General features: G+C 65.4%; 14 protein-coding genes. 5 read left to right on the top strand and 9 right to left on the bottom strand.

Annotation, left to right across the window (positions count from 1 at the left end):
- The gene (locus A5658_RS03710) at positions 1-675 is read right to left on the bottom strand and encodes a hypothetical protein (RefSeq protein WP_067331275.1); all 675 of its coding nucleotides are present in this window, start codon (positions 673-675) and stop codon (positions 1-3) included.
- Positions 676-684: 9 nt separating this feature from the next.
- On the bottom strand, positions 685-1,311 hold the full coding sequence (locus A5658_RS03705) for a TetR/AcrR family transcriptional regulator (RefSeq protein WP_067331273.1): 627 nt from the start codon (positions 1,309-1,311) through the stop codon (positions 685-687).
- 49 nt (positions 1,312-1,360) lie between these two features.
- Between A5658_RS03705 and A5658_RS03700 the strand changes: the two genes are divergently transcribed.
- Positions 1,361-3,088 (top strand): amidohydrolase family protein, encoded by a 1,728-nt coding sequence (locus A5658_RS03700; protein WP_067331271.1) that lies wholly within the window; start codon positions 1,361-1,363, stop codon positions 3,086-3,088.
- Between the two features lie 159 nt (positions 3,089-3,247).
- Here the strand turns inward: A5658_RS03700 and A5658_RS27895 are convergent, their stop codons facing one another.
- A complete protein-coding gene (locus A5658_RS27895) occupies positions 3,248-3,385 on the bottom strand; it encodes a hypothetical protein (protein WP_156751243.1) in 138 nt (45 codons plus the stop codon).
- A 273-nt stretch (positions 3,386-3,658) separates the two neighbouring features.
- On the opposite strand from A5658_RS27895, the gene A5658_RS03695 reads away from it, so the two are divergent.
- Complete coding sequence (locus A5658_RS03695) at positions 3,659-4,228, top strand: class I SAM-dependent methyltransferase (RefSeq protein ID WP_067331269.1); 570 nt, start codon at positions 3,659-3,661, stop codon at positions 4,226-4,228.
- On the opposite strand, the gene A5658_RS03690 is transcribed toward A5658_RS03695, so the two are convergent.
- Positions 4,225-4,995 (bottom strand): helix-turn-helix transcriptional regulator, encoded by a 771-nt coding sequence (locus A5658_RS03690; RefSeq protein WP_067331267.1) that lies wholly within the window; start codon positions 4,993-4,995, stop codon positions 4,225-4,227. The two genes, A5658_RS03695 and A5658_RS03690, sit on opposite strands and share 4 nt — an antisense overlap.
- Positions 4,996-5,035: 40 nt before the next feature.
- Complete coding sequence (locus A5658_RS03685; RefSeq protein WP_067331265.1) at positions 5,036-5,923, bottom strand: fructose bisphosphate aldolase; 888 nt, start codon at positions 5,921-5,923, stop codon at positions 5,036-5,038.
- 140 nt (positions 5,924-6,063) lie between these two features.
- On the opposite strand from A5658_RS03685, the gene A5658_RS03680 reads away from it, so the two are divergent.
- Positions 6,064-7,176: a M42 family metallopeptidase gene (locus A5658_RS03680; RefSeq protein WP_067331262.1), complete on the top strand. Its 1,113-nt coding sequence runs from the start codon at positions 6,064-6,066 to the stop codon at positions 7,174-7,176.
- Here A5658_RS03680 and A5658_RS03675 read toward each other — a convergent pair.
- Positions 7,173-7,913, bottom strand: a complete 741-nt coding sequence (locus tag A5658_RS03675; RefSeq protein WP_067331260.1) for an SDR family NAD(P)-dependent oxidoreductase — start codon at positions 7,911-7,913, stop codon at positions 7,173-7,175. The two genes, A5658_RS03680 and A5658_RS03675, sit on opposite strands and share 4 nt — an antisense overlap.
- Before the next feature lie 175 nt (positions 7,914-8,088).
- Between A5658_RS03675 and A5658_RS03670 the strand changes: the two genes are divergently transcribed.
- A complete protein-coding gene (locus A5658_RS03670) occupies positions 8,089-8,988 on the top strand; it encodes a LysR family transcriptional regulator (protein ID WP_067331258.1) in 900 nt (299 codons plus the stop codon).
- On the opposite strand, the gene A5658_RS03665 is transcribed toward A5658_RS03670, so the two are convergent.
- Both A5658_RS03665 and A5658_RS03660 read right to left on the bottom strand, forming a co-directional pair.
- Positions 8,967-9,578 (bottom strand): TetR/AcrR family transcriptional regulator, encoded by a 612-nt coding sequence (locus A5658_RS03665; protein WP_231997201.1) that lies wholly within the window; start codon positions 9,576-9,578, stop codon positions 8,967-8,969. The genes A5658_RS03670 and A5658_RS03665 overlap by 22 nt on opposite strands.
- Positions 9,562-10,887, bottom strand: coding sequence for an SRPBCC family protein (locus tag A5658_RS03660; RefSeq protein WP_067331254.1), 1,326 nt, complete (start codon positions 10,885-10,887; stop codon positions 9,562-9,564). Before A5658_RS03660 ends, A5658_RS03665 begins: the two co-directional genes overlap by 17 nt.
- 83 nt (positions 10,888-10,970) lie before the next feature.
- Here A5658_RS03660 and A5658_RS03655 point away from each other — a divergent pair, with 83 nt between their 5' ends.
- On the top strand, positions 10,971-12,731 hold the full coding sequence (locus A5658_RS03655; protein WP_067331252.1) for an amidohydrolase family protein: 1,761 nt from the start codon (positions 10,971-10,973) through the stop codon (positions 12,729-12,731).
- 40 nt (positions 12,732-12,771) lie between these two features.
- Here the strand turns inward: A5658_RS03655 and A5658_RS03650 are convergent, their stop codons facing one another.
- The gene (locus tag A5658_RS03650) at positions 12,772-13,392 is read right to left on the bottom strand and encodes a TetR/AcrR family transcriptional regulator (RefSeq protein ID WP_067331249.1); all 621 of its coding nucleotides are present in this window, start codon (positions 13,390-13,392) and stop codon (positions 12,772-12,774) included.
- Positions 13,393-13,429 lie beyond the last annotated feature (37 nt).

Genomic DNA, 13,429 nt, shown 5'->3' with positions numbered 1-13,429 from the left:
TCAGTCCCCTTCGGTCAGGATGCGGTGATCGTGTAGTTCGTGGTCGGGCGCCTCGGCGCCGAGCGGATTGGTCACCCCGACGACGACGGTGCATTGATCGGTGAGTGCGCCCAACCGGTCTACCGCGATCGCGCGGCGCCGGTTGTCGCGTACCTGTTCGAGGTCGCCGACCACCAGGATCGGACGGTTTGACAGCGTCGCCAGCGTGATCCGCAGCAAAAACAGCTCCAGATCCGACAATTCGACGATGTAGGTGCCCGGGGACGGTGCCGGGGTGTCGCCGAATACTTCGGTCATTTTCGACTGGCCGGCCTCGCGGGGTATTTGCGCGTACCACGGCGCCAGCCACCGCTGCTGCTCGGCGAGCACCGTCTGCACCGTCACCGACTCCTCGAGTTCGTCGATGTCTGGGAAAGCGGCGATCGCGCAGTGCCGGCGAATCGCGCGGGGCGTCGTTTCGCCGCACACCGTCAGGGTTCCGTGCGTGGGCTTGAAGCGGCCGGCCAGCGTCATCAGCAGGGTGGTCTGCCCGGGTCCGCCGGGCATCTGGATGGCATGAAATCCCTCGGGAAGCGCCAAGTCGATACCGGAGAACAGCGGCCCGTGTTCGCCGTCGACGCCCAACCCGGTCGCGGTGATCACCACCGGCGCGTCGTTGCCGTCCTTCGTGTCCATGTATCGCTCCTAATCGCCTTGGCCGGCAACAGATCCGAGCAGGGCGGTGATCAATTGTGCGAGCAGACCCGGGTCGATCGTCCCCGGCTGCAGGACTTCTTCCATCGCGATGCCCAAGTTCATCGTGACCACGAGCTGGGCGAGTTGGGCCAGCGGTCGGCCCGACGGTACTGCGGCGGCCGATTCCGCGAAGTTGGCGGCTTGCTCGGCGGCGGCGGCGCGACGACGTGCGATCAGGCGCTCGCGCAGGTCGGGATCGCGCACCGCACGCAGCCAGTACTCGACGAACAGCACGTAGTAGTCGGCGTGGTCGTGAACCGAGTCGAGTACCGACCGGCTCAACGAGCGTGCGGACGCGGCGATGTCGCCGCCGCTTTCCAGCGCCGTCGCGATCTGTTCGCCGCGAAGCTCGAATTCGCGGTCGAGAAGGGCCAGGAACAGTTCGTCCTTCGAGCCGAAGTTCGAGTAGACCGCGCCCTTGGTGAATCCTGCGGCCTGGCCGATCGCGTCGATGGTGGCCCCAGCGAAGCCCTCGGCGGCGAAGACCTTCGAGGCGGCGTCCAATATGCGGTCTCGTACCTCACCCCTGGTAGGACGGATCCGCGGCGGCTTGACAGGCGACATGCGGATGAGCATACTCCCGGGTATCGACTGGATACCAGCGAGTATCGAAAGGCGGCTAGTGATGTCGGACCTCGAATTGGTCATCCGTGGCGGAACCGTGTTCGACGGCACCGGTGCGGCGCCGATCACGGCGGACGTCGGGACTCGAGACGGCAAGGTCGTTGCCATCGGGCGTGGTCTGCCGGACGCGGCCCGCACGGTCGATGCCCGCGGTCAATGGGTGATGCCCGGACTCATCGACGTACACACCCATTACGACGCAGAGGTTCTGCTCAGCCCCGGACTCGGCGAGTCCGTTCGGCACGGGACCACATCGGTGATCCTTGGCAACTGTTCGCTGTCGACGGTCTACAGCGACGCCGACGATTGCGCGGACATGTTCGCGCGCGTCGAGGCGTTGCCGTGGCAGATCGTGCACGATGCGGTCAAAGAAGCCAAAACCTGGAGTGGCCCCGGCGAATACGTGAAGACGCTGGACTCGTTGCCGCTCGGGGCGAACGTCGCCGCCTTCATCGGCCACTCCGACATCCGGGCGTCGGTGTTGGGCCTCGGCAGGTCGGTTGATGCCGGTTATCGGCCGACCCGCGCCGAAATCAGTCGCATGCAACAGATGCTCTCTGAGGCACTTGATGCCGGCTTCCTGGGGTTGTCGACCCTGCGTAGCTCGTTCTCCAAGCTCGAAGGCACCCGATTCCCGGCGCGGCAATTGCCGTCGACCTACGCCAAGTGGTCGGAGTTCGGCGCTCTGAACAGCGTTCTGCGGCAACGTGGTCGGGTGCACCAGAGCACGCCGAACCTGGCGCGCCAGGCCGAGGTATCGCGGTATCTCGGCCAAAGTATCGGCGGTGTTTTCCGGCGGCCGCTGAAGACCACGTTGATCGCGGCCGCCGATGTCAAGGCCGACCGCAGGGCGGCGCGCCTGACACTGCTGGCCGCGAGCCTCACCAACCGGGCCGGCGGCAACTTCCGCTGGCAGCATCTCCCGGTGCCGTTCGAAATGTATGCCGACGGAGTCGATCTGGTCGTCTTCGAGGAGTTCGGTTCCGGCTCGGCCGCGCTCAATTTCCGTGACGAGATGAGCCGCGGAAAACTGCTGGCCGACGAGTCATATCGCCGCCAGTTCCGTAAAGACATGGCCAGGCAGTTCGGCCCGCGGGTGTGGAGTCGCGACTTGTCCGACGCCGAAATTGTTGAGTGCCCAGATAGTTCCGTTGTCGGCCGATCGTTCGCCGACGTCGCGGCGGCGCGGGGGATTGAACCCGCCGACGCTCTGCTCGACCTGACCGTCGAACATGGCGCCCGGCTGCGCTGGCGAACTGTCGTCGCCAACGACCGCGAAGACGTGCTGGACCGCATGCAACGCTCGCCGAACGTGCAGATCGGCTTCTCGGATTCGGGCGCGCACCTTCGCAATATGGCGTTCTACAACTCGGGGCTCCGCATGCTGGAACGCGTCTACCTCCGCGGTTCGATGCCCGTCGAGACTGCCGTGCGGCGCCTGACCGGTGAGCTAGCGGATTGGTACGGCCTCGACGCCGGCTACCTCCGCGACGGAAAGCGGGCCGACATCGCGATCATCAACCCGGCCGGATTCGACGGGTCCAGCGCCGCCTACGCCGAGGCGCCATATCCCGGAGCGCCGGACGTCAACCGGATGGTCAACCGCAACGACGGACTTGTCAGCGCGACAATTGTCGGCGGCCACATCGTGTACAGCGCAGGCGAATTCGCACCCGGCTTCGGCACCGAACTGCACGCCGGCCGCTTCCTCGAAGCGGCTACTCGCTGAGGGTCGTGACCTCCATCGAGATCGACGTTGGTGCGAAGAAGTGCGAGTGACCACCGCGCTAACGTCGATTTGGGCGATACCCGTGACCGTGTAGGCAAAAGAAACCGATCTTGCCCCAACAGGAGGCAAGACCGGTTTCTGACGTTCGGGGAAGCGGGACTACTTGCCGCCGCCGGCACCGCCGCCCACCAACTTGCCGCCGCCGGCACCGCCGCCCACCAACTTGCCGCCGCCTGCGCCGCCGCCCAGCAACTTGCCGCCGCCTGCGCCGCCGCCGAGCACGCGAGTCCGAGTCATAGGTCCTCCTAATAAGGCGGTCACCCGCCCACGCTGGACGGACGACACCGGGTAAGGACACCAGCATATCGCCGCCCACCATCGGTCAGGTGTGAACGAATCAGCAACGGACAGTTAACAATAGGCGGCTGAATGTGCGGTATCGGCGCATGGGCCCGCCATCACGCCTTGGCGGATTTTCGATATAGCCAGGCATATTTTCGGAAGCTGGCATGCGTCGTGTCTCGTAGCGTGCGAAGTGCGTGAAGGTTCTCGACAGAAAGGCGTCATCTCATGGCGATGAACGTGTTGCATCAGCGACGGTGTAATTCCGCGGGCTGGGCCAAAGTGGTTCGCGACGAGCTGTTGCCATGGGCGCTTGCCGATGTCGAACTGGGTGACCAGACCCTCGAGATCGGACCCGGATACGGGGCAACGCTGAGAGCACTCGTCGACCGGGCCGGCACGGTTACCGCGGTCGAAGTCGACAAGCCGATGGCCGACCGTCTGGTGCGGCTCTATGGCGATCGAGCCCGGGTGATTCACGGTGACGGTAGCGATACGGGGTTGCCCACCAACGCGTTTAGCTCCGTCGTGTGTTTCACGATGCTTCATCACGTGCCCACGGATGAGCTGCAGGACCAGCTTTTCGCGGAGGCATTTCGGGTGCTGCGACCCGGCGGCGTGTTCGCCGGCAGCGACCGCTTGGGGTCGGCGATGTTCCGGCTGATCCACATCCGCGACACCTACAACCCCATTCGACCGGACGAGTTGCGCACGCGGCTCGGTGCGGCCGGGTTCGGCGACATTCACATTGACGTCGCCGGTATGCGGATGCGCTGGCGCGCCACCAAGCCCAACTAGTTTGCGGCGGAGTCGAATTCGAGGCTGTGCGAGCGGACCGAGGCGCCCGGGGTGTGGCCGAAGCTGCGCCGGAACACCTCGATGAATGCGCTCGCCGACGACCAACCACATTGGTGGGCCACCGTTGTCACCGGTGTTCGCTCGGCGAGCAGGATGAGCGCGCGGTGCAGACGCAACTGGGTGCGCCACTGCGGGAATGTCATGCCAAGGTCTTGACGGAACAGCCGCGAGAGACTGCGATCGCTCGCGCCGACCACCCGGCCGAGCTCGGCGAGCGTACGACTGTCGCCGGGATCGGCCTGCAGGATGTCGCAGACCGCCGCGAGCAGGGGGGTGGTCGGGGTCGGGACATGCAACGGCTGCTGAGGCGAGCTGCGCAACTGATCGAGCAACACGGCCCGCAACCGGTGTCGTTCCGGGGTGTCGGCGTCGCCGTCGGTGTAGGCGATGATGAGTTCGCGCAGCAACGGGCCTACCGTCAGCACGGTTGGCGAGTCGAGGTGCAGCGGATTGTCGGCGGCGCCCAGGCCAACGGTGTGCAACTTGAGTTCGCCGTAGGCGCGGTGCGCGTGGAATGTGCCCGCAGGAATCCAGATTGCCCTGGTCGCCGGGGCGACCCAGGATCCCCGGTCCGTCGTCACCGCCAGGACTCCGCTGCCCGCATAGACGATCTGGTGATCGTCGTGCCGGTGCGCTGGGATCCGGTCGCCCGATGCGAGTCGCAGGGTTCGGGTGGGAGCCGTCGGCTCCTGGCGGACTTTCAGCATTGAGCGACAGTTTATTAAAAGTCCGTCGCTTGTGGTGCGGTTAGGTCACCGACGCGTCATAGATCTCGTCGATGTTCGCCTTGAGCTTCTCGTCGAATTCGGCATCGCTCTGGTCGACGGTGAGGCCCTCGGTCAGGGCCCGCGAGAAGCTGGCGATCAGCCGGTGGTTGCGGGACAGCATGTCGGCGCTCTGGGCGAGGCTGTAGCCACCGGACAGGGCGACGACCCGCAGCACGCGCGGATGCTCGATCAGCGGCGTATAGAGATCGGCTTCGTCGGGCAATGTCAGCTTGAGCATCACCTGGCGGTCATCGGGAAGCTCGTCGAGCTTTGCCTGCAGCGCCTCGACCAACAGCCGGTCCGCGGTCGGTTTGTCCGCCGTTTTGATGCTGACCTCCGGCTCGATGATCGGCATCAGGTCATGCCGCGAGATTGTCTCGGCGGCCTCGAATTGCTGGTCGACGATCGCTGCGATGCCGCCCCCGTTGGCCTCCTGGATGAACGAGCGCATTTTGGTGCCGAAGACGCCCTTGGCGACGGCGCGCTCCAGCAGGGTTTCGAGTTTCGTCAGCGGCTTCATGAGCTGGACGCCGTATTGCACGTCGGCGAGACCCTGGTCGACCTTGACGAACGGCACGATGTGCTTCTGCTTCCACAGGAAGCTGACGGTGTCCTCACCGGCGACAGTCCGATCCATCGTCTGCTCGAAGAGGATCGCCGCCAGGATCTTGTCGCCGGTGAAGCTGGGGCTCTCGATCAACCGGGCGCGCGCCTGATGCATCAGGTCGAACATCTGGCCCTCGTTGCCGTAGGAATGCTCGGGGATCCCGTAGAGGGCCAGCGCTTTGGGAGTGCTGCCGCCACTTTGGTCCAATGCGGCAATAAAGCCTCGGCCCGACCTCATCTCTTCGAGTTGCTCGTCGTTCATGTCGATACCTCCGCGATCCCGTCGTCGACCCGCTGCTTTCCAGCATCGCGCATCGTCGATATTGCGGCTACCACTTCATCTGCCCGGGCAAACCACAGGCGCGTGGTGGCTATCGTTGACAGAGACGGGAGGGGAACCGGGTGCGGCAGCGCGATCTCGATTCGACCGATGGCCTCTTGCAGGAACTGCTGTGGACCTACGGACCCGGCGGCCAGGAGGACGCGGTCCGCGCGGTGTGTGAGCGTGAACTGGAACCTGTTGTCGACGACGTGTGGACCGACGACGCCGGCAACCTGATCGGGTACATCGCGGCGAACCCGTCGGAGTCGACCGATCACCGGCAGCGCACGAGTTCGATTTCCGGCGGTTCGGCAACACGGGTCATGGCGCACATGGACGAACTGTGCATGCTGGTCAAGCGCATCGAAGCCGACGGCACTCTGCACATGACGCAGCTCGGCACGATGTACCCGGGCAACTTCGGATTCGGCCCGGTCGCCGTCCTCGGTGACGCGCAGACCCTGACCGGTGTGCTCACGCTCGGCTCCGAGCACACCACCAAGGAGAGTCCCCGAATCTGGGAGACCAAGCCCGACAAGGGTGACCGCGCACTGGATTGGCAACACGTCTACGTGTTCACCGGGCGCACTCCCGACGACCTCGCCGCCGCTGGGGTGCACGCCGGAACGCGGGTCTGCGTCGACCGCAGCAAGCGAGACCTCGTCGAACTCGGCGACTACATCGGCTGCTACTTCCTGGACGACCGCGCCGCGGTGACGGCCCTGCTTGGCGCCGCGCGCCAGCTACGCGAGCGTGAGCAACGGCCGCCCGAGGACGTGTATCTGGTCTTCACCACCAACGAGGAGATCGGTGGGGTCGGGGGCACCTACGCGAGCGCCACGCTGCCTGGCACCCTCACGATCGCTCTGGAGGTCGGTCCGACCGAGCGGGAGTACGGGACCACTGTCAGCGGCGGCCCGATCGTCGGCTACAACGACCAGCTTTGCGTCTATGACAAAGACGTCGCCGATCGCCTGATGAAGATCGCCACCGATCGCGGGCTCTCGCCGCAGGCGGCCACGCTGGGCGCCTTCGAATCCGACGCCTCTCACTCCAAGGCCAGCGGATTGACTCCACGTGCGGGACTGCTATGTCTGCCGACGCTGAGTACGCATGGCTTCGAAGTCATTCGGCGTGCGGCAATCGACGACATGGCCGGAATTGTGACCGACTTCTTGCTGCAGAGGCGCTAGCCGCCGATCGCTAGCTGACCGCCGGTGACCTGCAGGACGGCGCCGTTGACATAGCTCGCCGACGAAGAGGCCAGAAATGTGATGGCGTTGGCGATCTCATCGGGCGAGGCGGGCCGCCCGATTGCGGTGTAGGCGGCAAACGCATCTGCAAGGCCCGGCGTCGCGTCAGTGCCTGGGGTTTCAGCGGGCCCGGGTTGCACGGCGTTCACCCGCACGCCGGACCGACCGAACTCGTCAGCCCAGACCCGCGTCAGCAGTTCGACGCCGGCCTTGCTGGCACCGTAGATACCGCCGGTCTTGGCCGCAGTGGTGGCAGCCACGGTGCTGACGTTGACGACAACGCCGTGGCCCCGCTCGGCCATACCCGGCACCAACTTCTGCACCAGGATGTACGGTGCGCGCAGGTTGATGTTGATGTGCTCGTCAAAGAACGCGTCGTCGGTGTCGACGGTTGTGCCGAACTTGTAGACGCCGGCATTGTTGATCAGGATGTCGACCGATCCCGCTTCGGCGGCCAGCCGGCGTACGTCGTCGGCATCGGCAAGATCGGCTGCGATGAAAAGTGCTTTGCCCCCTGCGTTTTGGATCTCTTGCGTGACCTTGGCGCCGCGTTCAGCGCTCCGCCCGTGCACGATGACCTCGGCGCCGAGCTGGGCGAGTTGCAACGCTGCCGCGCGACCGATGCCGGCGGTGGCTCCGGTTACCAATGCGGTCGAACCCTCGAGTGTTGTTGTCATTGAATCTGCTCCTTAGGGGAGATCGTCGGTGAATGCTGTGCGTAGTAGCGCCGACCGAAATCCATCCATTCCGCCGTGGCGGGCGGGTGATCGATCAGGCTTATCGCCGCTATTAGCAGCCGTTATAAGCTCGGCTGATAGCCAATCGGCTTCGGCGTGAGGCGGCCCAACGATCATGGAATTGCGAGACCTCAGGGCCTTCGTGGCGGTCGTGGAAGAAGGCGGGATGTCCGCGGCCTCGCGTCGCTTGCATGTCAGCCAGTCGGCGTTGTCGCAGACGGTGATTGCCCTGGAGCGCGAACTCGGGGTGACGCTCTTGGATCGTTTCAGTACTGGTGTGCGCCCAACCGATGCGGGAACGACATTGCTCGCCGAGGCGCGTGCGGTCCTGGCTCGCTACCACCAGGCTGTGCGGACAATGGGCACTTACGGCACCGTGTCCGGCGAAGCTATCAGGCTCGGCATCCCATTGGAGTTGGCTCCAGACGTGCTGCCAACCGCGCTCGCCAAATTCGCGGTGGAATACCCGAACACGCAAGTTGTCCCGCAGCATCTCTCGACGGCAGCGCAATTGAAGGCCTTGCGCAACGATCAACTTGACGTGGGTCTGGTCCGGGAACGCCCTTCCGGATCTGAATGCGACGCGATGCTGGTCGCTCAAGAATCTCTTGGTGTGCTCACCTCGTCGAAAGTTGCTGCGCGACTGGCTGAATCCGCCGGCATCCAATTGGACCAACTCGCCGAGTTGCAGTGGGTCGGCTTTCCGCGCTCCAGTAGCCCCGCCTGGTATGACGAGCTGACCGGCATCCTGCGTAGTCACGGCATCGACACGGGGCCTCCGGTGGCCGACGATCATGTAGTGATCGCCGCTGTGAAATTCGCGGCCGTCAGCAGTGGACGGGCGTTCGCGCTGGCTCCTGAGCACGGGCTGCAACCGCTGCCCGACAATGTGAGCTGGTCACCGTTGGTCGGGAACCCGTTGGTGCGGCGTACCTGGGTCGTGTGGCCGGCCGAGTCGCGGCGGCGCGATGTCGGGAGCTTGGTCGCGTGTTTTCAGGCGCCCGAGGGCATCTGACTCAGCAGCGCGCTGAGCCCGTACTCAAAGACGGCGTCGTAGTCGGTGGGGGACTGAAGTGCCTGCACCAGAGCCTGATCCGGCCAGCCGTCGTCCCACAGCGAGGGGTCTTCCTCTTCGTGTTTGGCCCCGCGAACCGCCGAGAACTGCATCACCGCCGACGATATGACGTGGACCTGCACCGCGCGCAGGACCAGCGCGGCCTCGGTCCCGGTCACGCCCAAGTCCGCCAGCAAGGCGGCCAGCTTCTGCTGGATCGGCAGGAACAGGGTGGGCGTCCGGTCGCGCTCATGTGCGATCGCGAGCAGGTGCTGACGATCGATCAACGCACTACGTTGCGAACGGGCAAGGGAAGCAATACGTTCCAGTGTCGTGTCGCCATCGATGGGCAGGTGCGCCATCTCGCTGAGCAGTCGATTTACCAAGCTGTCGAAGAGCTTGTCGCGGCCGCCGACGTGCCAGTAGATCGATGTGACCGCCACACCGAGTTCCTCGGCGAGGCCTCGCATGCTGAACGCCTCCACGCCCTGGCGTTCGATCAGGCCCGCGGCGGTGTCGAGGATCGTCGCCGCGTTAAGGGCTTTCGGCACTGGGCTCACCCCCACTGATGCGTTGCCCTTGCGGTAGGTCGAGGTAGCGATCGAGGTTGCGATGCATATTGATCACCCGCCGCTCTTCGGCCGACAGGGTCAGATGGGTGAGGCCGGGCTGATGCAGGCCGCGCTGAAGCCCGGCCAACACCGAAATATCTTGGGTCAGAACCAGACCCGGCTCGGCCTGGTCCGCCGTCAGCCGAACGTCGGCGGGTGTGACGCGCGGGGCGCCGGGCGGCATACGCATCCACAACATCATCACCAATTCGCCATGGTCGGGATCGGACCCTGGCCGTGAGCACATCACCGTGAGGTGGTCGGCGTTGGCGAGCACGGTCAGATTCGGGAAGACGTTGTACTGGTGCAGCCGCATCAACTGATCGGTGCTGGCCCAGCTCACGTCGACGCCGCGGCCGGCGGCGAATGCCCTGATGTGATCGGCGATCACCTCCATCACAGGACGGCCGCCGGGGAACGGGGTGCCTTCGGCGACTCCCATCAGTGCGCCCTGGGTGGTCACGTAGGCCTCCCACACCTCGGCATCGCTCAACGCCTGCTTGAGATGCGGGCTCGCCAGACCGTAGAGCTGCTCGGACTTGCCGGCATGACCCCAAATCACTTGTGGTGCATACACGTCATCCATGCACCGATGCAGCTCGGGATGCAGCGTCTGGATGTGATAGGTCTCGCTGAACCCGTCGGCAATCGTCTTCCAGTTCGCGTCGACGTCGACGGTCATGGTTGCGTAGCAACGGAAGTCGCCGAGCCCCAGCCAGGCGATGTCGTCCGGCACGGCCTCGAGGTAGTCGGCCAGCGGCGGCGCGTCGAGGTCGAGGTTGACGAAGACCAGCCGCTCCCAGGTGTCGACACGGACCGCGAACAGCGGAAGTTCGGCCATCGGCAGCGCGCCGAAGCCCTTGCGGTGTGGGACCCGCTTGAGCGCGCCGGCCAGATCCCACGTCCAGCCGTGGTAGCCGCAGCGCAGCTCGCGCAGGTCCGTGCCGGAACCTGCGCACAGCGAGTTGCCGCGGTGACGGCAGACGTTCTGGAAGGCCCGCAATGTGCCGTCGTCGCCGCGAACGATGAGCACCGAGTAAGGCCCGCAACGGTATTCGAAGTAGTCACCGGGCTCGGCGACGTGGTCGACCGTGCACGCGATCTGCCAGACCTTCGGCCACATCCGCTCGACCTCGAGTTTCGCGAAGGCCGTGGAGTGGTAGCGCTCGGCGGGCACCAGGGTCGGCCGCCGCGGTGGCGTGCCGATCGCATCCTCACGCCGGACTTCAGGCGATGCGTGCGTGGTCATCGAAGTACTCCCCGGAGCCTCTGTAACGGTGTTACATTCGCTGTCAGTGGTCACTGTAGCCTGCGGCAGCCTAGGGAGTAATCGTGTTTGACCTGAAAATCACCGGTGGCACCGTCGTTGACGGCACCGGCGCGGACCGATTCGACGCCGACATCGCCGTCAAAGACGGCAAGATCGTCGAGATTCGGCGCCGTGGGCCTGACGGTCCGCCACTGGAAGGCAATGCCGCCGAGACCATCGACGCCACCGGCAAGATCGTCGCTCCTGGGTTCGTCGACATCCACACCCACTACGACGGGCAGGTCAGCTGGGACGACATGTTGGAGCCGTCCAGCAGCCACGGGGTGACGACCGTCGTCACCGGCAACTGTGGCGTCGGCTTCGCGCCGGTCCGACCGGGTACCGAGGACTGGCTGATCGGCCTGATGGAAGGCGTCGAAGACATTCCCGGCAGCGCACTCACTGAAGGCATCTCATGGGGCTGGGAGAGTTACGCCGAATACCTCGACGTCATCGGACGCAAGAACTTCGCCGTCGACGTCGGCAGCCAGGTGGCCCACGGCGCGATCCGCGCGTACGCGATGGGCGAGCGCGGCGCCCGCAACGAGCCCGCCGCGCCCGACGACATCAAGGCGATGGCGCGTCTGGTTCAGGAAGCGATCGAGGCTGGGGCGCTGGGCTTTTCGACCTCACGCACTATCGGCCACCGGGCCATCGACGGCGAACCGGTGCCGGGAACCTATGCCGCAGAGGACGAGTTGTTCGGACTGGGTCGTGCCATGGCGGCCGGGGGTCAGGCTGTCTTCGAGCTGGCTCCGCAGGGCGTGGCCGGAGAGGACATCATCGCGCCCAAGAAAGAACTCGACTGGATGCAGCGGCTGGGCGCCGAAATCGACCGCCCCATCTCGTTCGGCATGATCCAGGTCGACGCCGCCCCAGAGCTATGGCGCGAACAGCTGGACATCTCGGCGGCCGCGCACGCCGCAGGTAGCCGGCTATACCCGCAGATCGCCGCGCGCCCGTTCGGCATGCTGTTCGGCTTCCCTGGCCACCACGCCTTCACCCACCGCCCGACCTTCCGTCGGTTGACGGCCGAATGCAGCCGCGAGGAACTGGCACAGCGACTCGCGGATCCGGCCGTCAAAGCCGCGATCCTGTCCGAGGACGACCTTCCGGTGGACCCAAACAAGTTGTTCGACAACATGTTTGCGCTCGCTCAGTATTCGCTCGGCCGGCTCTACGCGCTGGGTGACCCGCCCGACTACGAGCCGACCGACGACCGCACCGTGGAGAAGATCGCCGCCGAGCGGGGCGAGGACCCGTTGGCCACGCTCTACGACCTGATGCTCGAGGCCGACGCAACGTCGATGCTGATGCTGCCGTTCTACAACTACTGCCATGGCAACCACGACGCGATCCGCGAGATGCTGTTGCATCCCGCGGGTGTGGTCGGGCTGTCCGACGGCGGCGCGCACTGCAGCATGATCTGCGACGCGTCGTATCCCACCTTCCTGTTGACTCACTGGGCGCGTGACCGCCATCGGGGCGAGAAGCTGCCGTTGGAATACGTCATCCGCAAGCAGTCATATGACACCGCGCAGCTTTTTGGACTCTCCGATCGCGGCATTATCGAGATCGGCAAGCGGGCCGACGTCAACGTGATCGACATGGACGCGATCACCCTGCATCCCGCCCGGATGGCCTACGACCTGCCGGCCGGGGGCAGCCGACTCGTGCAGGGCGCATCAGGCTACGACGCCACGATCGTCAACGGCGTAGTGACCCGTCGCGACGGCGCCGACACCGGCGCGCGGCCCGGCCGGTTGGTTCGCGGCGCGCGCTGACCTCGGCGAGCAGACGCAAAATCGCCCAGGATTTCGGATCCTAGGGCGATTTAGCTGGGGGCACTTCCCGCTTGCGGGGGACTGCTCGCGCCGTTGATTGGTCGATCAGTGCTTCGGCGGCCTTTTTGGCCCGGGCCCACGGCTCGGGGTCGTCGAGAGATGTCGCCAGCGCCCCGGCGCCTTCGTACAACACGGCGAGTTGGTTGCCGAGCTCTCTGGGATTCGCGGCCCCGGCCTGCTCGCCCAGCTCGGTGAGCCAGTCGGCGAAGCCGAGCTTGGACGCCCGCACGATCTCCTGAACCTCGGGCATGGTCCCGGCCGCCTCGACGGCCGCGTTGTGGAAGGGGCATCCCCGGAACGTCTCGCCGTCGGCGGTGTGGCCATCGAAGGCGGCCAGCATCCTCGCGCGCGGTGTCTGGTGGGGGTCGGAATGCATCACGCTAGCGGCGATGCGTTGTTCCATGCCGCGAAGATATTCCTCGACCACCGCCGTCTTACTCGGGAAGTGTTGGTAGAGCGTGCGTTTGGAGACCGACGATTCCGCGGCAAGCTTTTCGACGCCGGTGGCGTTGATACCGTCACGGTAGAAAAGCTCGGCGGCTGTGTCCAGGATGCGTTGGCGCGCGCCCCGGCCGCCCTTGGTAGGCGCAACCTTGTTCATGTCAGGAGTATACCGAACGGTTTACATTGTCCGCTAG

Origin of the sequence: Mycobacterium sp. 1245111.1, from assembly GCF_001673405.1 — a bacterium.
In the GTDB taxonomy this organism is placed as follows: Bacteria; Actinomycetota; Actinomycetes; order Mycobacteriales; family Mycobacteriaceae; genus Mycobacterium.
Note: the sequence above shows the minus strand (reverse complement) of the source record. Positions and strands in the feature narration are given on the sequence as shown.

Coding starts and splice junctions, on each gene's coding strand:
- A5658_RS03705 (WP_067331273.1), bottom strand. CDS start 1,311: ATGCTCATCCGCATGTCGCCTGTCAAGCCGCCGCGGATCCGTCCTACC.
- A5658_RS03700 (WP_067331271.1), top strand. CDS start 1,361: ATGTCGGACCTCGAATTGGTCATCCGTGGCGGAACCGTGTTCGACGGC.
- A5658_RS03685 (WP_067331265.1), bottom strand. CDS start 5,923: ATGAACGACGAGCAACTCGAAGAGATGAGGTCGGGCCGAGGCTTTATT.
- A5658_RS03695 (WP_067331269.1), top strand. CDS start 3,659: ATGGCGATGAACGTGTTGCATCAGCGACGGTGTAATTCCGCGGGCTGG.
- A5658_RS27895 (WP_156751243.1), bottom strand. CDS start 3,385: ATGACTCGGACTCGCGTGCTCGGCGGCGGCGCAGGCGGCGGCAAGTTG.
- A5658_RS03690 (WP_067331267.1), bottom strand. CDS start 4,995: ATGCTGAAAGTCCGCCAGGAGCCGACGGCTCCCACCCGAACCCTGCGA.
- A5658_RS03670 (WP_067331258.1), top strand. CDS start 8,089: ATGGAATTGCGAGACCTCAGGGCCTTCGTGGCGGTCGTGGAAGAAGGC.
- A5658_RS03650 (WP_067331249.1), bottom strand. CDS start 13,392: ATGAACAAGGTTGCGCCTACCAAGGGCGGCCGGGGCGCGCGCCAACGC.
- A5658_RS03710 (WP_067331275.1), bottom strand. CDS start 675: ATGGACACGAAGGACGGCAACGACGCGCCGGTGGTGATCACCGCGACC.
- A5658_RS03660 (WP_067331254.1), bottom strand. CDS start 10,887: ATGACCACGCACGCATCGCCTGAAGTCCGGCGTGAGGATGCGATCGGC.
- A5658_RS03675 (WP_067331260.1), bottom strand. CDS start 7,913: ATGACAACAACACTCGAGGGTTCGACCGCATTGGTAACCGGAGCCACC.